This is a genomic window from Micromonospora sp. NBRC 110038 (genome assembly GCF_020884815.1).
Lineage (GTDB): Bacteria > Actinomycetota > Actinomycetes > Mycobacteriales > Micromonosporaceae > Micromonospora > Micromonospora haikouensis.
Genome location: NZ_BBOL01000002.1, coordinates 1 through 20,877, shown reverse-complemented (window position 1 = coordinate 20,877; position 20,877 = coordinate 1). Strand labels below are relative to the sequence as shown.

The following is a 20,877-nucleotide window of genomic DNA, read 5'->3' as shown; positions in this document are numbered from 1 at the left end:
CGTGATAACCAGGAGGAACCCACTAATGGACATCTACGCCGCGGTAGAGGGCAGCACCGCCGCCATCGGCTACGGTCTCGCGGCCATCGGCCCGGGCATCGGTGTCGGCCTGGTCTTCGCCGCCTACATCCAGTCGACGGCCCGCCAGCCGGAGTCGTCCCGGATGACCCTGCCGTACGTCTGGATCGGCTTCGCCGTCATCGAGGCGCTCGCGCTGCTCGGCATCGCGTTCGGCTTCATCTGGCAGGGCCAGCTCTAATCCCGCCCCCCTTCGACCGGGAGGTCTCCCATGTACCTGCTCGCCGCAGAGGGTGGTGAGTCGACCCACAACCCGATCATCCCGATCTGGCAGGAGATCGTGGTCGGTGGCATCGCCTTCATCCTGCTCTGCATCGTGCTGATGAAGTTCGTCTTCCCGCGCATGGAGCAGACGTTCCAGGCCCGGGTCGACGCGATCGAGGGTGGCATCAAGCGCGCCGAGGCCGCCCAGGCCGAGGCCAACCAGCTCCTTGAGCAGTACCGCGCGCAGCTCGCCGAGGCGCGCACCGACGCCGCGAAGATCCGGGACGACGCCCGGGCCGACGCGGAGGGCATCCGGCAGGACATCCTCGCCAAGGCGCGGGAGGAGTCCGACCGCATCATCGCGGCCGGCAAGGAGCAGCTCGCCGCCGAGCGGGCCACCATCGTGCGCGAGCTGCGTACCGAGGTCGGCACGATCGCGGTCGACCTGGCCAGCAAGATCGTCGGTGAGTCGCTGGCCGACGAGGCCCGCCGCAAGGGCACCGTCGACCGCTTCCTGAGCGACCTCGAGAGCGCGGGGGCCCGCTGATGCAGGCCGCCAGCCGGGAGTCGTACCAGGCCGCGACCGAGCGCCTGGCGGCGTACGCGCGGGGTGCGGAGCCGTCGGCGGTGGCCGCCACCGCCGACGACCTGCTCGCCGTCGCCGGCCTGCTGCGGCGCGAGCCGCGGCTGCGCCGGGCGCTGTCCGACCCGGCCCGTCCGGGCGCTGACCGCGCCGGGCTGCTCGGGGACATGCTCCGGGGCAAGGTCGGCGCGGACGCGCTCGACCTGCTCACCGGGCTGGTCTCCGGCCGGTGGTCGGCGCCGTCCGAGCTGCTCGACGGCACCGAGCGCCTCGGCGTGGAGGCGCTGTTGGCCAGCGCCGACGCCGCCGGTGACCTGGGCGAGGTCGAGGACGAGCTGTTCCGCTTCGGTCAGGTGGTCGCCGGCCAGCCCGCGCTGTCGGCGGCGCTGTCCGACCCGGTCGGCCCGGCCGAGCGGCGGGCCGAGCTGGCCCGCGAGCTGCTCGCCGGTAAGGCCCGCCCGGTCACCGTCCGCCTCGTCGAGGTGGCGCTGAACGGGTTCGGCGGGCGCTCCTTCACCGGCTCGCTGACCCGGCTGGTCGAGCTGACCGCCGACCGGCGGGACCGGCAGGTCGCGTACGTGACCGTGGCGGCTCCGTTGAGCGACGAGGACGAGCGCCGGCTCGGTGCCCGCCTCTCCGCGATGTACGGTCGGGAGGTCTCCGTCAAGCAGACGGTGGACCCCTCGGTCCTCGGCGGCGTCAGCGTCCGGGTCGGGTCCGACCTGTACGACGGCACCGTCCTGCGCCGCCTCAACGAGACCCGCAACGCGCTCGTGCAGCGCTGACCGGCATCCCGCTGGCGCACCGCGAAAACGCCTGGATTGACAGACGCCATTCGGACCGGTCGGTACTAGGTATCCCGGGCCCCTGATACTTAAGGAAGCAGAGGATGGCCGAGCTGACCATCTCGACGGAGGAGATCCGCGGCGCCCTGGAGCGCTACGTCTCCTCCTACTCGCCCGACGTCTCCCGCGAGGAGGTCGGCACCGTCGCCGACACCGGCGACGGCATCGCCCACGTCGAGGGCCTGCCCTCGACCATGACCAACGAGCTCCTGGAGTTCGAGGACGGCACGCTCGGCCTGGCGCTGAACCTCGACGTCCGGGAGATCGGCGTCGTCGTTCTCGGTGACTCCGCCAAGCTCGAAGAGGGCCAGCGCGTCAAGCGCACCGGCCGGGTGCTCTCGGTGCCGGTCGGCGACGCCTTCCTCGGCCGCGTGGTCAACCCGCTCGGCCAGCCGATCGACGGCCTCGGCGACATCGCCAACGAGGGCTTCCGCGAGCTGGAGCTCCAGGCCCCGAACGTGATGTCCCGGCAGTCCGTCGACGAGCCGCTGCAGACCGGCATCAAGGCGATCGACGCCATGACCCCGGTCGGCCGGGGCCAGCGGCAGCTGATCATCGGTGACCGCAAGACCGGCAAGACCACGGTCGCCCTGGACACCATCCTCAACCAGCGGGACAACTGGCGCTCCGGCGACCCGAAGAAGCAGGTCCGCTGCATCTACGTCGCCATCGGCCAGAAGGCCTCCACGATCGCCTCGATCAAGGGCATCCTGGAGGAGGCGGGCGCGATGGAGTACACCACCATCGTGGCCTCCCCGGCGTCCGACCCGGCCGGCTTCAAGTACCTGGCGCCCTACACCGGCTCCTCCATCGGCCAGCACTGGATGTACGGCGGCAAGCACGTCCTGATCGTCTTCGACGACCTGAGCAAGCAGGCCGAGGCGTACCGGGCCGTGTCGCTGCTGCTGCGCCGCCCGCCGGGCCGTGAGGCGTACCCGGGCGACGTCTTCTACCTGCACTCCCGGCTGCTGGAGCGCTGCGCGAAGCTCTCCGACGAGCTGGGCGGCGGCTCGATGACCGGCCTGCCGATCATCGAGACGAAGGCCAACGACATCTCGGCCTTCATCCCGACCAACGTCATCTCCATCACCGACGGCCAGATCTTCCTGGAGACGGACCTGTTCAACCAGGGCGTCCGGCCGGCCATCAACGTCGGCACCTCGGTCTCCCGGGTCGGCGGCGCCGCCCAGGTGAAGCCGATGAAGAAGGTCTCCGGCTCGCTGCGGCTCAACCTCGCCCAGTTCCGCGAGCTGGAGGCGTTCGCCGCCTTCGCCTCCGACCTGGACAAGGCCTCCCGCGCCCAGCTGGAGCGCGGCTCCCGCCTGGTCGAGCTGCTCAAGCAGCCGAACTACTCGCCGTACCCGGTGCAGGAGCAGGTCGTCTCCGTCTGGGCCGGCACCGAGGGCAAGCTCGACGACATCCCCGTCGGCGAGATCCGCCGGTTCGAGGCGGAGTTCCTCCAGTACCTGCGGCACAAGCACGAGGGCACCCTCGCGGCGATCGCCGACAACAAGTGGGACGACGAGGTGATCTCCTCCCTCGACCAGGCCATCGCGAGCTTCAAGCAGACGTTCCTCGGCAAGGAGGACGAGCCCCGGATCAACGAGGCCCCCGCCGCGCCGCTGGAGGGCGACGAGAACCGCGAGACGGTGACCCGCTACCGCGACAACGCCGAGAAGCAGTAGGGCTGACTCATGGCGGCCCAGGTACGCGTTCTTCGTCAACGGATCCGCTCGGCGAAGGGGATGAAGAAGATCACCAAGGCGATGGAGCTCGTGGCGACGAGCCGGATCGCCAAGGCCCAGGCCCGGGTGCAGGCGTCCCTGCCGTACGCCCAGGCCATCACCGGCGTGCTCACGGCGCTGGCGTCCAACGCCCGGATCGACCACCCGCTGCTCACCCCGCGCGAGCAGGTGCGGCGGGCGGGTGTCCTGCTGGTGACCGCCGACCGGGGCCTGGCCGGCGGTTACAGCTCCAACGCGATCAAGACCGCGCAGTCGCTGATCGCCCGGCTGCGCGCCGAGGGCAAGGAGCCCGTGCTCTACGTCATCGGCCGCAAGGGCGTCGGGTTCTACCGGTTCCGGGACTGGCCGATCGAGGCGAACTGGACGGGCTTCTCGGAGCAGCCGACGTTCGCCGACGCCCGCGAGGTCGGTGAGACGCTGATCAAGGCGTTCACCGCCGGCGCGGACGACACCGACGGCTCCGCCGGGGCGGACGGGGTGCTCGGGATCGACGAGCTGCACATCGTCTACACCGAGTTCCACTCCCTGATGACCCAGACCCCGGTCGCCAAGGTCATCGGCCCGATGCAGGTCGAGGACCGACCCAAGTCCGAGGGCCTGCTCCCGGCGTACGAGTTCGAGCCGGAGGCGGAGGCGCTGCTCGACGCGCTCCTGCCGAAGTACATCAACACGCGGATCTACGCGGCGTTGCTGGAGTCGGCGGCGAGCGAGTCGGCGTCGCGTCGGCGGGCGATGAAGAGCGCCACCGACAACGCCGAAGAGATGATCGAGAAGTACACGCGTGAGATGAACTCGGCCCGCCAGGCCGGGATCACCCAGGAGATCAGCGAGATCGTCGGCGGCGCGAACGCGCTCGCCGCGTCGGGAAGTGAAGTGTGATGACTGCCCCAGTACAGACCAAGACGGCCACCGGTCGCGTGGTCCGGGTCATCGGCCCGGTCGTCGATGCCGAGTTCCCGCGCGACGCCATGCCGGCCCTGTTCAACGCCCTGAACGTGGACGTGAGCCTCTCCGGTGGCGAGAAGACGCTGACCCTGGAGGTCGCCCAGCACCTGGGCGACAACCTGATCCGCGCCATCTCGATGCAGCCGACCGACGGCCTGGTGCGCGGCGCCGAGGTGCGCGACACCGGCTCGCCGATCACCGTGCCGGTGGGCGACACCGTCAAGGGCCACGTCTTCAACGCCATCGGCGAGTGCCTCAACCTCACCGAGGGCGAGACGCTGAGCCCCGACGACCACTGGGGCATCCACCGCAAGGCCCCGGCCTTCGCGGACCTGGAGCCGAAGACCGAGATGCTGGAGACCGGCATCAAGGTCATCGACCTGCTCGCCCCGTACGTCAAGGGCGGCAAGATCGGCCTGTTCGGCGGCGCGGGCGTGGGCAAGACGGTGCTCATCCAGGAGATGATCACCCGGGTGGCCCGGAACTTCGGTGGTACGTCGGTGTTCGCCGGCGTGGGTGAGCGCACCCGTGAGGGCAACGACCTCATCGCCGAGATGACCGAGTCCGGCGTCATCGACAAGACCGCGCTGGTCTACGGCCAGATGGACGAGCCGCCGGGCACCCGGCTGCGCGTCGCCCTGTCCGCGCTGACCATGGCGGAGTACTTCCGCGACGTGAAGAAGCAGGAGGTGCTGCTCTTCATCGACAACATCTTCCGCTTCACCCAGGCCGGTTCCGAGGTGTCCACCCTGCTCGGCCGGATGCCGAGCGCCGTGGGTTACCAGCCGACCCTGGCCGACGAGATGGGCGAGCTCCAGGAGCGGATCACCTCCGTCCGGGGCCAGGCCATCACCTCGCTCCAGGCGATCTACGTGCCGGCGGACGACTACACCGACCCCGCCCCGGCCACCACGTTCGCCCACCTCGACGCGACCACCAACCTGGAGCGGTCGATCTCCGACAAGGGCATCTACCCGGCCGTGGACCCGCTGGCGTCCTCGTCCCGGATCCTCGCCCCGGAGTTCGTCGGCGAGGAGCACTTCGCGGTGGCCACCGAGGTCAAGCGGATCCTGCAGAAGTACAAGGACCTGCAGGACATCATCGCCATCCTCGGCATCGAGGAGCTCTCCGAGGAAGACAAGATCACCGTGCAGCGCGCGCGGCGCATCGAGCGCTTCCTGTCGCAGAACACCTACGCCGCCGAGCAGTTCACCGGCGTGCCGGGCTCGACGGTCCCGATCGCCGAGACCATCGAGGCGTTCAAGAAGATCAGCGAGGGTGAGTACGACCACTTCCCCGAGCAGGCCTTCTTCATGTGCGGTGGCCTGGAGGACCTGGAGCGCAAGGCCGCGGAGCTGATGAAGAGCTAGACGCACGTCACACTGTCGAGGGCCGTCCCGGAAACATCCGGGGCGGCCCTTGTTCATCTACAGGCCCTATGATCTCCGCTGTCCGGTTGCTGATCGGCGGCTCCGTCGAACGCGAGGTACCGTCGACTCACGCCGTCCCCCGGACGAGTGAACATCGTTGCAACTTTTCGGCTGCGTACGCCCGTCTCCAAGTCGTGGGCGTGACGAACGGAGATGCTCGTGGGTAAGGCCGGCAAGGGCGGCAGGAAGAAACCGTCGGCGTGGTCGAGGGTGCCCCGCTGGGCCCGGGTGTGCACGGTCTTCGGATCCGTGCTCATGCTGCTCAGCGGCGCGGTGCTGGTCGGCTACGAGGCGCTGATGGCCCGCTACGAGGGCGCGGTGGGCAAGGGCGACCTGTTCGGCGACCAGGCCGCCGGCGCCCAGGAGCGCAAGAGCGACATCAAGGGCCCGCTCAACATCCTGCTGGTCGGCATCGACCCGCGCGACGTGAAGACCCCGCCGCTGGCCGACTCGATCATGGTGCTGCACATCCCGGCCGAGCTGGACCGGGCGTACCTCTTCTCCCTGCCCCGGGATCTGCGGGTCGAGATCCCGAGGTTCAGCAAGGCGGACTTCAACGGCGGCACCGACAAGCTCAACGCCGCCATGTCGTACGGCAGCCGGGTGCCGGGGCAGAACCCCGACGCGGCCCGGGGCTTCGAGCTGCTGGCCAAGACCGTGCAGCAGGTCACCGGGATCGACCGCTTCGACGCGGGCGCGATCATCAACTTCACCGGCTTCCAGAAGATCGTCGACGCGATGGGCGGCGTCGACATGTACATCGAGCGCGAGGTGCGCTCCGAGCACCGCGAGCCGAGCGGGGTGCACCGCAAGGGCAACCCGTACGGCGAGGGCTACATCGGCCCCCAGGCGGTCTACAAGAAGGGCAACCAGCACCTCAGCGGCTGGCAGGCGCTGGACTACGTCCGGCAGCGGTACCCGAAGAACGGCGTCCCGGACGCCGACTACGGCCGGCAGCGGCACCAGCAGCAGTTCATCAAGGCGATGGTCGACCAGGCGTTCAGCGCCGACGTGGTGACCAACCCGATCAAGCTGGACAAGGTGATCCGGGCCGCCGGGCAGTCGCTGATCTTCAACGGCCGGGGCAACAGCGTGGTCGACTTCGCGATCGCCCTCAAGGGGATCCGCTCGAACAACGTCGAGCTGATCAAGTTGCCGGGGGAGAACATCGGCACCGGGTCGGCGTACCGGGGGGAGCGGCTGCGGCCCGAGGCCGAGGACTTCTTCACCGCCCTGAAGAAGGAACAGCTCGACGCCTTCCTGCTGGAGCATCCGGACTTCCGGAACAAGACGAAGTAGCGTTTCCCCGGCGGGTGGCGCAGCTTACGCCACCCGCGTTGGGGGCCCGCGACGGGCGCGACTAGACTTTCGGCAATCCGCCGCCGCAGCAAGGAGACAGCGTGGCACAGCAGCTTCACGTCGAGCTCGTAGCCGTCGAGGAGAAGGTCTGGTCCGGCGAGGCCGAGATGGTCGTCGCCCGCACGACCGAGGGTGAGCTGGGTGTGCTGCCGGGGCACGCGCCCCTGCTGGGGCAGCTCGCCGAGCCCGGCCAGGTCCGCATCAAGCTGCCCGGCGGCGAGCAGGTCTCGTACGAGGTGGCCGGTGGCTTCCTCTCGGTGAGCCGCGAGGGCGTCACCGTACTGGCCGAGAGCGCCACCCCGGTCACCGCCGCGCAGAGCCGCTGAGCCGCCCCGCCGATGGAGATCGTGGAAGGGATCGGAATCGGCGTCGCCGCGGTGCTCGTGGCCCTGTTCGTCCTCTTCCTCCGGCGCGCGCTGGTCACCCGCAGCGGCGGGATCATCCGGCTCAGCGTCCGGGTGACCACCGTGCTCGACGGGCGGGGCTGGTCGCCCGGTTTCGGCCGGTTCGCCGGTGACGAACTCCGGTGGTACCGGATGTTCAGCTTCGCCCTGCGCCCCAAGCGGGTGCTCTCCCGCAAGACTCTGGTCGTGGAACGCCGCCGGCTGCCCGAGGGCCAGGAGCGCCTCTCCATGCCCGCCGACTGGGTGATCCTGCGCTGTGCCAGTCGCCACGTGCCGGTGGAGATCGCCATGGCCCGCTCCACCGTCACGGGCTTCCTGTCCTGGCTAGAGGCCGCCCCGCCCGGGGCGGCCTCGCCGCGTCTGGCCCCCCAGGACTGGCCCGCCGCCTGACGCCGTCCCGATCTCCGGGGCTTTCGGGGGAGCCCTCCGAGTGCGTCAGCGCACCGGGCGGCGGCAGTGGTAGACCAGCGCCGGCGGCACGTTGCGCCAGACCGTCCGACCCACCACCACCTCCTCGAACCGGCCCTCCAACAGCCGACGGAACCGCCGTGCCGGCGGGGTGGGCAGCGTGTGCCGGTAGGCGAACGTGGTGAACACCCCCGCCGGGCCCAGCCCGGCGAGCACGCCGTCCAGCACGGCCCGCTGCCGTTCGGCCGCGAACGCCGCCCATGGCAGGCCGCTGACCACCACGTCGGCGTACGGGTGTCCCCGGTCCGCCAGCAGGCTGCCGAGCGTTGCGGCGTCGCCGCGTACCACCTCCACCTCCGGGTGTCGCCGGGCGAGCCGGTCGGCGAACTCCAGGTTCAGCTCGATCGCCAGGTGGTGGCCCCGTCCGTCCAGCCGCCGCTGCACCGCCCGGGTGAACGCCCCGGTGCCGGGCCCCAGTTCGGCCACCACCGGGTGCCCCGTCCGGGGCACCGGCGCGGTGACGTCCCGGGCCAGGGACGGCCCGCTGGGGAGTATCGCCCCCACGAGGCGTGGGTGCCGGACGAACTGGCTCAAGAAGGTGGGCGTGTCGGTCATGACGCCCGAGGCTAGGGCGGGACCCCGTCGGCGACGTCCTGCCTGCGGTCGCCGCGACGGCCGGGCGGAGGAGCGGGGCCGGCCAATGCGCCGGCCACCCGGAGGAGGCCGGCGGCCACCGGGAGGAGCTGCGGTGCGGTTCGGCTCCGTATGGTGGCCGAGTGGAGGACCAACGCGGCTGGTGGCCGGAGCTGCTGCTCGGTCTGGCCGTGGCCGGGATGGGGCTGGCGGGCACGTGGTTCAACTCGCAGGGCGTGGCGCACGGGGGGTGGACCGTCCTGATCGCCGTCCTGGCCGGGCTGGGCCTGATCGGCGTGCGCCGCCTGCCGTGGCTGGCCCTGCTCGGCGAGTGCGCTCTGATGGTCGCGTCCGACGCGGTCACCGCCAACGGCTCCGGCATCGCGCAGCTGGCGGCGGCGATCGCGCTCGGTTTCGTCGCCTACCAGGCCGGTTGGGCGGCCACCGCCGCCGCGTTCACGCTCCTCCTCGCGGCCACCGTGGCCGACGTCCGTGACCTCGGTGGCTCCGCGGCGCTCGCCGGCGGTCTGGGCGTGCTGCGGCTGGCCATGCTGGCCGGTGCGGTCGCCGCGCCGGTCGCCTTCGGCCGGTACCTGCGTGGCGTGCGGGGCGCGGCCCGGATCGCCGAGGAGCGTGCCCGGGACGCCGAGGCGCGGCAGGACATCCAGACCCGGGCGGCCCGGCTGGCCGAGCGGGCCAGCATCGCGCGCGACCTGCACGACATCGTCGCCCACCACGTCGCCGCCATCGCGCTGCGCGCGGGGTCGGCCCGCTACGCCGTGCAGCAGACCGGCGGCACGGACGAGGCGGTGCTTGCCCTCGGCGAGCTGCGGGACACCGCCGGGCAGGTGCTGGCCGAGCTGCGGGAGCTGCTGGAGGTGTTGCGTGACCCGGAGGCCGTCGACGTCGAGCCGGGTGGCGCACAGGTGGAGCCCGAGCAGATGATCCGCGATGCCGAGCGGCGGGTGCGGGAGGCCGGGATCGCGGTCCGGGTGACCGTCTCGGCCGCGCTCGCCGCCGCGCCGCTGGTGGTCCGCACGACGGCCGCCCGGGTCGTGCGGGAGTCGCTGACCAACACGCTCAAGCACGCCGGGTCGGGCGCGATCGCCTCGGTCGACGTCCGCGCCAGCGACGGAGCCCTGCTCATCGTGGTACGGGACAGCGGACCCGTCCGGCCCCGGCCTGCCCTGCCCCCTTCCGGCTACGGGCTGAGCGGCATGCGGGAACGGGTCGGCCTGCTCGGAGGCACGCTCACCGCGGCGGCCACGGCGGGCGGAGGATGGCAGGTTCGGGTCGCGTTGCCGATCAGGGAGAACGGATGATCAGAGTGCTCGTCGTGGACGACCAGGCGTTGGTGCGGGCCGGGGTCGGCCTGCTGCTGCGTACGGCGGAGGGCTTCGAGGTGGTCGGCGAGGCGGGCGACGGCCTGGAGGCGGTCCGGCTCGCCGAGCGGCTTCGCCCGGACGTGGTGCTGATGGACCTGCGGATGCCGCGCGTCGACGGCATCGAAGCGACCCGCCGGATCGTGGACCGGCAACCGGGCGTGCGGGTGCTGGCGCTCACCACCTTCGCAGACGACGCGAACGTCTACGGCGTGCTGGGTGCCGGCGCGATCGGCTACCTGGTCAAGGACGGCGAGCCGGAGGAGCTGATCGACGCGGTGCGGCGGGCCGTGCGGGGCGAGCCGCTGCTCGCCCCGCCGGTGCTGGCGCGGATCGTCCGGCGGGCGATTGCCGCCCACGACCAGGAGCGTCGTCCTGCGGTCCGCTCGCCGGGACCGGCGCTGCGGCTGCTCAGTCACCGGGAGCGCGAGGTTCTCGCGCTCGTCGGGGCCGGGCTGTCGAACGCCGAGATCGCGACCCGGCTGCACCTGGGGATCACCACGGTCAAGACCCATGTCTCGGCCGCGATGGAGAAGCTCGACCTGCGCAACCGGGTGCAGGCCGCGGTGGTCGCCCACCGCCTCGGCCTGGTCGACGACGACTTCAACCCCGTCGCGGACCCCGAAGTCCGCTGAGCCGGCCTTCTCCCGAGCCAGCCCGCGGGGCGGCCCGCCACGGGGCGTTGTGGTTGGCCGGCGGCGCGCGGCGACCGGTGTCCGGATCGGGGCGGTCCCTAGGGGGCGGACCGACCAGCAGGAGGATCGGGAACGGCCGCTGGTAGGACGACCGGTCGGCGTCGTCGGGCGACAGTGGCTCCGTGGACATCTCCGACGTGCTGCGCGACCGTATCGCCGAGTTGCCGCCCGGGCAGGTGCTGGCGGTCGCGGCCGTCGTGCTCGCCGCCGAGGTGGGGCTGCTCGTGGGGGTGGTCCTGCCTGCGGCCACCACCATGCTCACCGTGGGGCTGCTGGCCCGGATGGGGCGGTTGGACCTGGGCACCACGCTTGCGGTGACGACGCTGGCCGCGTTCGTCGGCGACCAGCTGGGCTACCTGGAGGGGCGGCTGCTCGGCCGGCGGATCCGCGACGGCGTGATCGGGCGGCGCATCGGGGCGGACCGGTGGCGGCGGGCCGAGGCACTGGTCGTAGCCCGGGGCGGTCCGGCCGTCCTGGTCGGGCGGTGGACCGCGTTCGCCCGGACCCTGGTGCCCCGGGTCGCCGGGGCGGCCGGCCTGCCGTACCGGCGGTTCGTGCTCTTCGAGGGGCTGGCCGTGTTGGTCTGGGTGCCGGGGACGGTGCTGGTCGGGTACACCGCCGGGGCTGCCTCGGCCGGCATGCTGACGACCATCGCGGGCGGGCTGGTCGTGGCGGTCGCCGTGGGGGTGCTGCTGCGCCGGCTCCGGGTACGCCGTTCCGCCGCCCGCCGTCGCCCCTGCGCCGGCTCGACCCGCGCCCGCCGTGCCCCCGCTGCCCGGCGGAGGTTGACCGGTCAGGCTCCGAACCCGCGCCGCCCGGGCCCCGGCCTGACCGCCCCCGCCACCCGCAACACCCCCCACCCCCACCCCTGCCCCCGCTGACCCTCCCGCGCTCCCCGCCCCCGCGATCTTGCACTTTCGGCCCGGCCATAACGGGACGAGAGGTGCTTTCCCGGGGCCCGAACTGCAAGATCGCGGGGGAGCACGGGGGCCGGCGCCGCCGCGACCAGCCGGTCCACGTCGGCTGGCCGGCCCGCGTGGAATCCCAGGTGGTGCAGGCCGGGGGCGAGCCGGTCGTGGTTTCGCCCGGTCATTGCCGGGGACTCCTCCAGCACGAGGTACGTCGGGCCGAGCCGCCAGGACCGGCCGGCGGACCAGTCCTGGAACGGCTGCCAGCCCAGCTCGTTGAGCAGCCAGCCCCAGCAACGGACGGCCTCGGCGAGCTCCGGCACCCAGACCTCGACGTGGTGCAGGGTGCCGACGGGGACGCTCAGCGCTGGCCGCCCGGGACCCATAGCACGTCGCCCGCCGGATTCGCCGTTCTTGACAGGATGAAGAGCAGATCGGAGAGCCGGTTGAGATACTTTGCCGGGAGGGTGCTGGTCCGGTCGGGGTCGTGCGCGACCAGCGTCCACGCCGCCCGCTCGGCCCGCCGGGCGATCGTCCGTGCCACGTGCAGCAGCGCCGCTCCCGCGGTGCCGCCGGGGAGGATGAAGGAGTCGAGCTTGCCCAGGCGTGCGTTGAACTCGTCGCACCATCCTTCGAGGCGCTCCACGTACTCCTCGGTGACCCGCAGCGGCGGATACTTCGGGTCCGGCTCCACCGGCGTGGACAGGTCGGCGCCCACGTCGAACATGTCGTTCTGGATCGACCCGAGCACCGCCCGCAGCTCGTCGTCGAGCTGGCCGAGGGCGAGCGCGACGCCGATCGCGGCGTTGCACTCGTCCACGTCCGCGTACGCGGCGATCCGCGGATCGGTCTTCGGCACCTGCTCGTTGTTGCTCAGCCTGGTCATGCCGGCGTCGCCGGCCTTGGTGTAGATGCGCGTGAGGTGGACGGCCATGACGCACAGCCTACGGATACCGGACCTGACGATCCCCGCCCGACCGGCCCCGGCGCGCCCCGCCGGGCTCGGCCCCGGTGACGCCGGCGACCCGGCGGTCAACGACGTCGACGTCATCCGCGTCGCCGGCGACGCCCGCCTCGCCGGAACGGTGCACGTGGTCGGGGCGAAGAACTCGGCCCTCAAGCTGATGGCCGCCGCGCTGCTCGCCCCCGGCCGCAGCGTGATCACCAACGTCCCGCGCATCACCGACATCGCCATCATGGGCGAGGTGCTGCGCCGGCTGGGCTGCGGCGTCCGCTTCGACGCCGACGAACCGGTCGACCCGATGGTGGCCCGGGGCGGCGTGGCGCGGTCCCGGTCGGTCACCATCGACGTGCCCGAGCGGCCCGGCGCGGAGGCCGACTACGACCTGGTCCGCCGGCTGCGCGCGTCCATCTGCGTGCTGGGCCCGCTGCTGGCCCGCCGGGGGTACGTCCGGGTGGCCCACCCTGGCGGGGACGCCATCGGCTCCCGGGGGCTGGACATGCACATCGCCGGGTTGACCCGGATGGGCGCGGACATCTCCGGCGAGCACGGCTTCGTCATCGCCGCCGCCCCGGACGGCCTGCACGGTGCGGACATCGTCCTCGACTTCCCCAGCGTCGGGGCCACCGAGAACCTGGTGATGGCCGCCGTGCTGGCCCAGGGCACGACGGTGATCGACAACGCGGCCCGGGAGCCGGAGATCGTCGACATCTGCTCGATGTTGATCCGGATGGGCGCGCGCATCGAGGGGGAGGGCACCTCCACCCTGCACATCGACGGGGTGCCCGAGCTGCGGCCGGTGCGGCATGCCACGGTGGGGGACCGGATCGTCGCCGGGACCTGGGCGTTCGCCGCCGCGATGACCCGGGGGGACGTCACCGTCACCGGCATCGACCCGGGCTTCCTGGAGGTCGCGCTGGACAAGCTGGTCTGCGCGGGCGGCCTGGTGGAGACCCGGGGCGACGCCTTCCGGGTACGGATGGCCGACCGGCCCACGTCCGTCGACGTGGTCACCCTGCCCTACCCGGGCTTCGCCACGGACCTGCTGCCGATGGCGATCGGCCTCGCGGCGGTGAGCGACGGCGCGTCCCTGATCACCGAGAACATCTTCGACGGCCGGTTCATGTTCGCCAACGAGATGATGCGGCTCGGCGCGGACATCAAGACCGACGGGCACCACGCCGTCGTGCGGGGCCGGGACCGGCTCTCCGGCGCACCCGTGCGGGCCACGGACATCCGGGCCGGCGCGGGGCTGATCATCGCCGGGCTCTGCGCGGACGGGGTCACCGAGGTCTCCCACGTGCACCACGTCGACCGCGGCTACCCGGACTTCGTCGCCGACCTGCGGGCGCTCGGCGTGGAGGTCGAGCGGGGCAGCGTACCGGAGGAACCGGCCCTGGAGATCTGAGCGCGCGGGCGGGCCCGGCGCGCACCGCGCGGCCTGTGCCCCGGCGGATCGGGTGGCCCTCGTCCCAGCCTGTGCACCGCGCAGCCCTGGGCTTAGTCTTCGTTCAGTCTCGCCGCTAGGGTGCTGACAGACACTCAATCAGGCGAGGGAGAAGCAGATGGCGGGTCGACTCGCGGTCGTCGGGGCCGGGCTGATGGGCTCGGGCATCGCCCAGGTGGCGGCGCAGGCGGGATGGCAGGTGACGCTGCGGGACCTGGACGACGCGGCCACCGGGCGCGGACTGGCCGGCATCCGGAAGTCGCTGGAGAAGTTCGCCGAGAAGGGCAAGATCGAGCCGGGCGAGGTGGACGCCGCGCTGGGCCGGATCACCCCGACGACGGACCTGGAGGCGGTGGCCGACGCGGACATCGTCGTCGAGGCGGTCTTCGAGCGGCTGGAGATCAAGCAGGAGGTCTTCCGGGCCCTGGACAAGCTCTGCAGGGCCGACGCGGTGCTCGCCACCAACACCTCGGCCATCCCGGTCACCCAGATCGCCGCCGTCACCGAGCGCCCCGAGTCGGTCGTCGGCACGCACTTCTTCTCGCCGGTGCCGATGATGAAGCTGTGCGAGCTGGTCCGGGGCTACAAGACCAGCGACGAGACCCTGGCCACCGCGAGGGCGTTCGCCGAGGAGATCGGCAAGACCGTCGTCGTGGTGAACCGGGACATCGCCGGCTTCGTCACCACCCGGCTGATCGCCGCGCTGGTCGTCGAGGCCGTCAAGCTGGTCGAGTCCGGCGTGGTGTCGGCCGAGGACCTGGACACTGCCTGCAAGCTCGGCTTCGGCCACGCGATGGGGCCGCTGGCGACCACCGACCTGACCGGCGTCGACGTGCTCATGCACGCCTCGAAGAACATCTACACCGACACGGCCGACGAGAAGTTCTTCCCGCCGGAGCTGCTGCAGCGGATGGTCACCGCCGGCGACCTGGGCCGCAAGACGGGCAAGGGCTTCTACACGTACTGACGGGCGTGCCGCGGCCCGCAGGTGCGCTCGCCTGCGGGCCGCGCCGCCGTGATCCAGGCGGCGTCAGGGCCCGGCGAGGGCGGCGCCGAGCAGGGCGAAGGCGTCCGGGACGACGCGCCCCCAGTAGGTGAAGTCGTGCCGGCCGTCGGCGTACTCGGCCCGGACCGGGTCAGCCGTCGCGCCTCGTCGTCCAGCGGAAGGTGGTCAGGCACAGGACCAGGCCGATCACGCACCACAGGCCCAGCACGAGGGCGACCCGGCCCAGCTCGAACGAGCCGCCCGGCTCCTGCGCGCCGAAGCCGTCCGGCAGGAAGACCGAGCGCAGGCCCTGGCACATCCACTTCAGCGGGAACAGCGCCGCCACCTGCTGCATCCAGGTCGGCAGGTTGGTGAAGACGAAGAAGACGCCGGAGATGAACTGGAGGACGAGGGCGACCGGGGTGACCACGGCCGAGCCGCTGCGCGCCGTGCGGGCCAGCGACGAGATCGCGATGCCGCACAGGGTGCACGCGGTCACCCCGAGGACGGAGACCCAGCCGAAGGTGAGCCACCTGCCGGCCGTGCCGGGCAGCTCCAGGTCGAACAGGGCGACCGAGACGGCGAGCAGCAGGGCGGTCTCGGCGACGCCGACCGCCACCACCATGATCACCTTGCCGGCGAACCACACCCACTTCGGCATCGGCGTGCCCCGGTACCGCTTGAGCACCCCCCGGTCCCGCTCGATCGGGATCCAGATGCCCAGGTTCTGGAAGCTGACCGTCATCAGGCCGGTCGCGATCATGCCGGTGATGAAGTACTGCGTGTAGCTCACCCCGGGGGCGATCTCGTCGCTGAAGATCGCCGCGAAGATCAGGATCATGATGATCGGGAAGCCCATCGTGAACACGACGGACTCCCGGCTGCGCAGGAACTGGGTGATCTCCAGCCGGCCCTGGCGCAGGGCGAGCGCGCCCGCGCCCGGCCGGCGGGCGGGCGCGGCGGCGGTGGCCGGGGCCGCCGGCTTCGTCGTGGTCGTCATCGGTGTCCGATCATGGTCAGGTAGACGTCTTCCAGGGTCGGCCGGGTCACCGTGAGGCCGGGGACCTCGCCGCCGTAGCGCGCGGCCAGCTCGGCGACCAGGGCCGTCGGCGTCGCGCTCTGCTCGCTCTCCAGCACCCCCTCGGGGGTACGCCAGGAGACCGTCGCCAGGGACTCCTGGCGGTTGCCCAGCAGCTTCGGCGGGGCCACCTCGATCACCCGCCCGGCGGCGATCACCCCGACCCGGTCGGCGAGCGCCTCGGCCTCGTCGAGGTAGTGGGTGGTCAGCACGATGGTGGTGCCGGCGGCGGCCAGGTCCCGGATCAGCTCCCAGAACTCGCGCCGCGCCTCCGGGTCGAAGCCGGTGGTCGGCTCGTCGAGGAAGAGCAGCTCGGGGCGGCCGATGATGCCCAACGCCACGTCGAGGCGGCGCTTCTGCCCGCCGGAGAGGGTGTGCGTGCGGGCCTTCGCCTTCGCGCCGAGGCCGACCCGCTCGACCACCTTCGCCGGGTCGTCGGCGTCGGGATAGAAGCCCGAGAAGTGCCGGACCACCTCGCCGACGGTCAGCTCGTCGAACTCGCCGGTGCCCTGGAGCACGATGCCGACCCGGGAGCGCCAGTCCGGGGTGGGGTCGGCGGGGTCGCTGCCCAGCACCCGGACCTCGCCGGAGTCGCGCCGCCGGTAGCCCTCCAGGATCTCCACCGTGGTGGTCTTGCCCGCCCCGTTCGGGCCGAGCAGCGCGAACACCTCGCCCCGCCGGACGTCGAGGTCCACGCCCGCCACCGCGACGTTGTCGCCGTACGCCTTGCGCAGCCCCCGGACGGAGATCGCCAGCTCGTCATCCATGCGGTCAAGTGTGCGACCTGGGCGGGGCCGATGTGGAGGCGGGGCTGTGTGGTTTGGCACAGCCCGTTTTACTGAACGGCAACTTAAACTCCGGAAATGGACGAGAAGGCCCCCGCCGGCCGGCTGCCCGAGCGCGACCGCCCCTGGGTGATGCGCACCTACGCCGGCCACTCCTCGGCCGCCGCGAGCAACGCCCTGTTCCGCCGCAACCTGGCCAAGGGGCAGACCGGCCTGTCGGTCGCCTTCGACCTGCCCACCCAGACCGGGTACGACCCCGACCACGAGCTGGCGGCCGGCGAGGTCGGCCGGGTCGGGGTGCCCGTGGCCCACCTCGGCGACATGCGGGCCCTCTTCGACGGCATCCCGCTGGCCGACATGAACACGTCCATGACGATCAACGCGCCGGCCATGTGGCTGCTCGCCCTCTACGGCACGGTCGCCGCCGAGCAGGGGGCGGAGCTGGCCCGCTGCGCCGGCACCACGCAGAACGACATCATCAAGGAGTACCTGTCCCGGGGGACGTACATCTTCCCGCCGGCGGCGTCGCTGCGGCTCACCGCCGACCTCGTCGCGTACACGCTGCTCCGGATGCCCCGGTGGAACCCGGTGAACGTCTGCTCGTACCACCTCCAGGAGGCCGGGGCGACGCCCGTGCAGGAGGTCGGCTTCGCCCTCGCCACCGCCGTCGCCGTCCTCGACGCGGTGCGCGACTGCGGCCAGGTGCCGCCCGGGCGGATGGGCGACGTCGTCGCCCGGATCTCGTTCTTCGTCAACGCCGGGGTGCGGTTCGTCGAGGAGGCCGCCAAGATGCGCGCGTTCGGCGTGCTCTGGGACGAGATCGCCCGCGACCGGTACGGCGTGACCGACCCCAGGCAGCGCCGCTTCCGGTACGGGGTGCAGGTCAACTCGCTCGGGCTGACCGAGGCCCAACCGGAGAACAACATCCAGCGCATCGTGCTGGAGATGCTCGGCGTCACCCTGTCCCGGGACGCCCGCGCCCGCGCCGTGCAGCTCCCGGCCTGGAACGAGGCGCTGGGCCTGCCCCGCCCCTTCGACCAGCAGTGGTCGCTGCGGATGCAGCAGGTCCTCGCGTACGAGTCGGACCTGCTGGAATATCCCGACCTGTTCGCCGGCTCGCACGTGATGACCGCGCTGGTCGACGGGATCGTCACCGGGGCGCGGGCCGAACTGGAGAAGGTGCTGGAGATGGGCGGCGTGGTGGCCGCCGTCGAGTCCGGGTACCTCAAGAGCGCGCTGGTCGCCTCGCTGGCCGAGCGCCGCCGCCGGCTGGAGTCCGGCGCGGACACGGTGGTGGGCGTCAACCGGTTCACCGAGACCGAGCCGTCGCCGCTGACCACGGCCGGCGCCGCGTCGATCGAGCAGGTCGACCCGGCGGTGGAGGCGGCGGCCGTGGCCGCCGTACGCGAATGGCGGGCCGGCCGCGACGGCGCGGCGGTCGACGCGGCACTGGAGCGGCTGCGCGCGGACGCCGCGACCACCACGAACCTGATGCCGGCGACCCTGGAGTGCGTGCGGGCCGGGGTGACCACCGGCGAGTGGGCCGGCGCGTTGCGGCGGGTCTTCGGCGAGTACCGGGCGCCGACCGGCCTGGCCGGTGGCACCGGGGCGGGCGGCGACGCGACCCTGGCCGCCGTGCGGGAGCACGTCGCCGCGACCGCCCGGGAGCTGGGCAGTGGCCGGCTGCGGCTGCTGGTCGGCAAGCCCGGCCTCGACGGGCACTCCAACGGGGCCGAGCAGATTGCCGTGCGCGCCCGTGACGCCGGCTTCGAGGTGATCTACCAGGGGATCCGGCTGACCGCCGGCCAGATCGTCGCCGCCGCCGTGGAGGAGGACGTCGACCTCGTCGGCCTGTCGGTGCTCTCCGGTTCGCACCTGGCCGTCGTGCCGGCTGTGCTGGACGGCCTGCGCGCCGCCGGCCGGGGTGACCTGCCGGTGGTGGTCGGCGGCATCATCCCGGCCGGCGACGCCGACGCGCTGCGGGCGGCGGGCGTCGCCCGGGTCTTCACGCCGAAGGACTTCGCCCTCACCGGCATCGTCGACGACCTGGTGACGGTGGTCCGCCACGCCAACGGCCTGTAGGAAAGGCCCCCTGTCAACGCATTCCGTTGTACAGGGGGCCCTGTCAACGCCTGCCGACGGTGGTCAGCGGCTGGCGTAGGTCATGCAGTCGGCCATGTCGTTGTCCGGCCCGACGCGGATCGCCGGGGCGTGACACTCCAGGTCGGCGTTGTGCCGGCAGTCCGAGCGCTGACAGGCGCCGACCTGGGCGATCATCGTGTCGATGCCGCCCCGGACGGGCATCTCGACGAACGTGTGGCAGTGCGCGTGATCGGTGCTGCCGATCGTGATGGCGAACGCGTGGCAGTCGCCGGTGTGGTTGTAGGCGCAGGCCGCGACCACGCATTCCTGGACGCGGGGCATCTCCATCGCCGTAGTCATGACGACCTCCTCTGGGTTCTCGAATCTCCTCCCATATTAGGTTTTTGTCGGTTTTGTCGTCGGCGATCGGCCATCCCCGGTCAGTCGGCATCCCGGCTTGGCCGGCATCAGCCGGCATCCCCGGTCGGTCGGCGTCCCCGCTTGGTTGGCATCCCGGTCGGTCGGCGTCCCCGGCCGGCAGGGATCGGGCCGCCGGTCGTGATCGGGCACCGGGTCACCCGACCGGTCTCGCCCCCAGCACCTCGGAGAGCGGGGCCGGCCGCAGGCCCAGCTCGGCGAGTCCGGCCAGGATGCGCGGCAGCGCCTCGTCGGTCATCGGGGCGTTCGCCTCGGTGACGTGCAGGACGACGACCGAGCCGGGGCGTACCCGGGACAGCACCGCGTCGACGACCGGCCGCCAGGACTTCGCGAACGGGTCGCCGCTGATGACGTCCCCGTCCACCACGGTCACGCCCAGCGGGGCGAGCTCGGTCAGCGCGGCTCGGTCGTGGCACAGCCCGGGGAAGCGGAAGTAGCGGGTCTGCCTGCCGCCGTACGGGGCGATCACGTCGAACGTCCGGGCCACGTCGGCGGCCATCCGCTGCCGGGGGATCGTCGGCAGCTGATAGCAGTCGGCGGTGAAGGCGAGATGGCCGTACGTGTGGTTGGCCAGCTCGAAGCGGGGATTGCCGGCCAGGCGGCGGGTCACCCCGGGATACTCCTCGACCCACTTGCCGGTAAGGAAGAAGGTGGCCGGCACCCGCTCCCGTTCCAGCAGGTCGATGATCGTTAGGTTCGCGTACGACCGCACCGCCCCGCTGCGCAGTTGATACCGCATGGCGTCCGTCATGTCCGCGTCGAAGGTCAGCGCCACCAGGTCACCGGTGCGTGGTCCGTGGTCGACCACCGGGGGTCGCCGGTCGGTGCGGCTCGCGCCGGGGAGGGCCGTGGTCGGGGGCCCCGCGCTGGGCTCGTCGGTCGGTCCGCCCTGGCCGGGCCGTGACGGTGCCCCGGGTCGCCCGGATGCGGATGCCGGCGGGGTCGGGCGGTTCGTTCCCTGCGGTGTCCCGTCCCTTCCGCTGGCGGGCGGCGTCACGGCCGTGGGCACCCGTCCGATTGCGGCGCGGCCGGGCGCGTCCGACGGCGCGGGCGCGACGAGGAGGGCGGCGACGCCCGCCAGGGCGGCGACCGTCGCGATCAGGGGTACGCGAGAGTTCTTTGCGGGCACCGGGAGATGATCTCTCGGCGGGTGTCCGCCCGGCTGCCCCGCCCCACGCGGGATCTCCCGGCGGGGTGTCGGGAAGATGGCGGTATCCCGCGCTACTGATACCCCCACCTGCCCGACGTCCCGTCACCTGTCCGCCCGGGCCTGGGGGTGTGGGCGGGTTTGGCGTGGGCGGCCCGGGGATCATCGGCGGGCCCCGGGCCCGGAATGGCGGCCGGGTCGGTCCGAGGTGGGTGGGCCGGCCTGGGGTCGGGCTGGATCGGGGTGGGCCGGCTGGATCGGGGTGGGCCGGGCTGGGCTGGGGCGGGGCGGGGCGGGCCGAGGCGGGCGCGGGGTGGGCCGGGGCTGGGCGGGGC

22 protein-coding genes are annotated in these 20,877 nt (G+C 72.4%); 15 read left to right on the top strand and 7 right to left on the bottom strand.

Annotated elements, in window-relative coordinates:
• The first annotated feature begins 25 nt into the window (after positions 1 to 25).
• From LPU61_RS07700 to LPU61_RS07660, 9 genes are all read left to right on the top strand, one after another.
• The gene (locus LPU61_RS07700) at positions 26 to 259 is read left to right on the top strand and encodes an ATP synthase F0 subunit C (RefSeq protein WP_043966050.1); all 234 of its coding nucleotides are present in this window, start codon (positions 26 to 28) and stop codon (positions 257 to 259) included.
• Positions 260 to 289: 30 nt separating this feature from the next.
• Positions 290 to 829: a F0F1 ATP synthase subunit B gene (locus tag LPU61_RS07695; protein ID WP_043966052.1), complete on the top strand. Its 540-nt coding sequence runs from the start codon at positions 290 to 292 to the stop codon at positions 827 to 829.
• On the top strand, positions 829 to 1,650 hold the full coding sequence (locus LPU61_RS07690; protein ID WP_043966053.1) for a F0F1 ATP synthase subunit delta: 822 nt from the start codon (positions 829 to 831) through the stop codon (positions 1,648 to 1,650). Before LPU61_RS07695 ends, LPU61_RS07690 begins: the two co-directional genes overlap by 1 nt.
• 104 nt (positions 1,651 to 1,754) lie before the next feature.
• A complete protein-coding gene (gene atpA, locus LPU61_RS07685) occupies positions 1,755 to 3,395 on the top strand; it encodes a F0F1 ATP synthase subunit alpha (RefSeq protein ID WP_043966054.1) in 1,641 nt (546 codons plus the stop codon).
• Positions 3,396 to 3,404: 9 nt separating this feature from the next.
• Positions 3,405 to 4,334, top strand: coding sequence for a F0F1 ATP synthase subunit gamma (locus tag LPU61_RS07680; protein WP_043966055.1), 930 nt, complete (start codon positions 3,405 to 3,407; stop codon positions 4,332 to 4,334).
• A complete protein-coding gene (atpD, locus tag LPU61_RS07675) occupies positions 4,334 to 5,770 on the top strand; it encodes a F0F1 ATP synthase subunit beta (protein WP_043966057.1) in 1,437 nt (478 codons plus the stop codon). The genes LPU61_RS07680 and atpD overlap by 1 nt, the downstream gene beginning before the upstream one ends.
• A 213-nt stretch (positions 5,771 to 5,983) precedes the next feature.
• Entirely contained in the window at positions 5,984 to 7,129 is a 1,146-nt protein-coding gene (locus LPU61_RS07670) for an LCP family protein (protein ID WP_043966058.1), read from the top strand.
• Positions 7,130 to 7,230: 101 nt separating this feature from the next.
• Entirely contained in the window at positions 7,231 to 7,515 is a 285-nt protein-coding gene (locus LPU61_RS07665) for a F0F1 ATP synthase subunit epsilon (RefSeq protein ID WP_043966060.1), read from the top strand.
• A gap of 12 nt (positions 7,516 to 7,527) precedes the next feature.
• Positions 7,528 to 7,983 (top strand): DUF2550 domain-containing protein, encoded by a 456-nt coding sequence (locus LPU61_RS07660; protein ID WP_043966062.1) that lies wholly within the window; start codon positions 7,528 to 7,530, stop codon positions 7,981 to 7,983.
• A 45-nt stretch (positions 7,984 to 8,028) separates the two neighbouring features.
• On the opposite strand, the gene LPU61_RS07655 is transcribed toward LPU61_RS07660, so the two are convergent.
• Entirely contained in the window at positions 8,029 to 8,616 is a 588-nt protein-coding gene (locus tag LPU61_RS07655; RefSeq protein ID WP_229404594.1) for a class I SAM-dependent methyltransferase, read from the bottom strand.
• Positions 8,617 to 8,777: 161 nt separating this feature from the next.
• Between LPU61_RS07655 and LPU61_RS07650 the strand changes: the two genes are divergently transcribed.
• From LPU61_RS07650 to LPU61_RS07640, 3 genes are all read left to right on the top strand, one after another.
• Positions 8,778 to 9,956, top strand: a complete 1,179-nt coding sequence (locus tag LPU61_RS07650) for a sensor histidine kinase (protein WP_229404593.1) — start codon at positions 8,778 to 8,780, stop codon at positions 9,954 to 9,956.
• On the top strand, positions 9,953 to 10,651 hold the full coding sequence (locus LPU61_RS07645; protein WP_229404592.1) for a response regulator transcription factor: 699 nt from the start codon (positions 9,953 to 9,955) through the stop codon (positions 10,649 to 10,651). The genes LPU61_RS07650 and LPU61_RS07645 overlap by 4 nt, the downstream gene beginning before the upstream one ends.
• Positions 10,652 to 10,833: 182 nt before the next feature.
• Positions 10,834 to 11,592 carry a DedA family protein gene (locus tag LPU61_RS07640; protein WP_229404591.1) on the top strand — a complete coding sequence of 253 codons (759 nt, stop codon included), beginning with the start codon at positions 10,834 to 10,836 and terminating at the stop codon, positions 11,590 to 11,592.
• Here LPU61_RS07640 and LPU61_RS31825 read toward each other — a convergent pair.
• Positions 11,505 to 12,005, bottom strand: a complete 501-nt coding sequence (locus LPU61_RS31825; RefSeq protein ID WP_374199627.1) for a VOC family protein — start codon at positions 12,003 to 12,005, stop codon at positions 11,505 to 11,507. The two genes, LPU61_RS07640 and LPU61_RS31825, sit on opposite strands and share 88 nt — an antisense overlap.
• Positions 11,981 to 12,553, bottom strand: a complete 573-nt coding sequence (locus LPU61_RS07630) for a cob(I)yrinic acid a,c-diamide adenosyltransferase (protein ID WP_043966066.1) — start codon at positions 12,551 to 12,553, stop codon at positions 11,981 to 11,983. Before LPU61_RS07630 ends, LPU61_RS31825 begins: the two co-directional genes overlap by 25 nt.
• On the opposite strand from LPU61_RS07630, the gene murA reads away from it, so the two are divergent.
• On the top strand, positions 12,552 to 13,988 hold the full coding sequence (gene murA, locus LPU61_RS07625; RefSeq protein WP_043966067.1) for a UDP-N-acetylglucosamine 1-carboxyvinyltransferase: 1,437 nt from the start codon (positions 12,552 to 12,554) through the stop codon (positions 13,986 to 13,988). The two genes, LPU61_RS07630 and murA, sit on opposite strands and share 2 nt — an antisense overlap.
• Positions 13,989 to 14,145: 157 nt before the next feature.
• Positions 14,146 to 14,994, top strand: a complete 849-nt coding sequence (locus LPU61_RS07620; protein ID WP_043966069.1) for a 3-hydroxyacyl-CoA dehydrogenase family protein — start codon at positions 14,146 to 14,148, stop codon at positions 14,992 to 14,994.
• A 169-nt stretch (positions 14,995 to 15,163) separates the two neighbouring features.
• Here the strand turns inward: LPU61_RS07620 and LPU61_RS07615 are convergent, their stop codons facing one another.
• Both LPU61_RS07615 and LPU61_RS07610 read right to left on the bottom strand, forming a co-directional pair.
• The gene (locus LPU61_RS07615; RefSeq protein ID WP_229404590.1) at positions 15,164 to 16,012 is read right to left on the bottom strand and encodes an ABC transporter permease; all 849 of its coding nucleotides are present in this window, start codon (positions 16,010 to 16,012) and stop codon (positions 15,164 to 15,166) included.
• On the bottom strand, positions 16,009 to 16,857 hold the full coding sequence (locus tag LPU61_RS07610; RefSeq protein WP_229404589.1) for an ABC transporter ATP-binding protein: 849 nt from the start codon (positions 16,855 to 16,857) through the stop codon (positions 16,009 to 16,011). The genes LPU61_RS07615 and LPU61_RS07610 overlap by 4 nt, the downstream gene beginning before the upstream one ends.
• A 96-nt stretch (positions 16,858 to 16,953) precedes the next feature.
• Here LPU61_RS07610 and LPU61_RS07605 point away from each other — a divergent pair, with 96 nt between their 5' ends.
• Entirely contained in the window at positions 16,954 to 18,957 is a 2,004-nt protein-coding gene (locus LPU61_RS07605; protein WP_229404588.1) for a protein meaA, read from the top strand.
• Between the two features lie 63 nt (positions 18,958 to 19,020).
• Here LPU61_RS07605 and LPU61_RS07600 read toward each other — a convergent pair whose 3' ends face one another.
• Together LPU61_RS07600 and LPU61_RS07595 are read right to left on the bottom strand one after the other, a co-directional pair.
• Positions 19,021 to 19,317 (bottom strand): DUF1540 domain-containing protein, encoded by a 297-nt coding sequence (locus tag LPU61_RS07600; RefSeq protein ID WP_043966077.1) that lies wholly within the window; start codon positions 19,315 to 19,317, stop codon positions 19,021 to 19,023.
• 214 nt (positions 19,318 to 19,531) lie between these two features.
• Positions 19,532 to 20,203 carry a polysaccharide deacetylase family protein gene (locus LPU61_RS07595; RefSeq protein WP_229404587.1) on the bottom strand — a complete coding sequence of 224 codons (672 nt, stop codon included), beginning with the start codon at positions 20,201 to 20,203 and terminating at the stop codon, positions 19,532 to 19,534.
• Positions 20,204 to 20,877: the final 674 nt, after the last annotated feature.

Bases quoted from the DNA above. Each gene is read 5' to 3' on its own strand.
- LPU61_RS07700 (WP_043966050.1), top strand. From the start codon at position 26: ATGGACATCTACGCCGCGGTAGAGGGCAGCACCGCCGCCATCGGCTAC.
- LPU61_RS07695 (WP_043966052.1), top strand. From the start codon at position 290: ATGTACCTGCTCGCCGCAGAGGGTGGTGAGTCGACCCACAACCCGATC.
- LPU61_RS07690 (WP_043966053.1), top strand. From the start codon at position 829: ATGCAGGCCGCCAGCCGGGAGTCGTACCAGGCCGCGACCGAGCGCCTG.
- atpA (WP_043966054.1), top strand. From the start codon at position 1,755: ATGGCCGAGCTGACCATCTCGACGGAGGAGATCCGCGGCGCCCTGGAG.
- LPU61_RS07680 (WP_043966055.1), top strand. From the start codon at position 3,405: ATGGCGGCCCAGGTACGCGTTCTTCGTCAACGGATCCGCTCGGCGAAG.
- atpD (WP_043966057.1), top strand. From the start codon at position 4,334: ATGACTGCCCCAGTACAGACCAAGACGGCCACCGGTCGCGTGGTCCGG.
- LPU61_RS07670 (WP_043966058.1), top strand. From the start codon at position 5,984: ATGCTCGTGGGTAAGGCCGGCAAGGGCGGCAGGAAGAAACCGTCGGCG.
- LPU61_RS07660 (WP_043966062.1), top strand. From the start codon at position 7,528: ATGGAGATCGTGGAAGGGATCGGAATCGGCGTCGCCGCGGTGCTCGTG.
- LPU61_RS07655 (WP_229404594.1), bottom strand. From the start codon at position 8,616: ATGACCGACACGCCCACCTTCTTGAGCCAGTTCGTCCGGCACCCACGC.
- LPU61_RS07645 (WP_229404592.1), top strand. From the start codon at position 9,953: ATGATCAGAGTGCTCGTCGTGGACGACCAGGCGTTGGTGCGGGCCGGG.
- LPU61_RS31825 (WP_374199627.1), bottom strand. From the start codon at position 12,005: ATGGGTCCCGGGCGGCCAGCGCTGAGCGTCCCCGTCGGCACCCTGCAC.
- murA (WP_043966067.1), top strand. From the start codon at position 12,552: ATGACGCACAGCCTACGGATACCGGACCTGACGATCCCCGCCCGACCG.
- LPU61_RS07630 (WP_043966066.1), bottom strand. From the start codon at position 12,553: ATGGCCGTCCACCTCACGCGCATCTACACCAAGGCCGGCGACGCCGGC.
- LPU61_RS07620 (WP_043966069.1), top strand. From the start codon at position 14,146: ATGGCGGGTCGACTCGCGGTCGTCGGGGCCGGGCTGATGGGCTCGGGC.
- LPU61_RS07615 (WP_229404590.1), bottom strand. From the start codon at position 16,012: ATGACGACCACGACGAAGCCGGCGGCCCCGGCCACCGCCGCCGCGCCC.
- LPU61_RS07610 (WP_229404589.1), bottom strand. From the start codon at position 16,857: ATGGATGACGAGCTGGCGATCTCCGTCCGGGGGCTGCGCAAGGCGTAC.
- LPU61_RS07605 (WP_229404588.1), top strand. From the start codon at position 16,954: ATGGACGAGAAGGCCCCCGCCGGCCGGCTGCCCGAGCGCGACCGCCCC.
- LPU61_RS07600 (WP_043966077.1), bottom strand. From the start codon at position 19,317: ATGACTACGGCGATGGAGATGCCCCGCGTCCAGGAATGCGTGGTCGCG.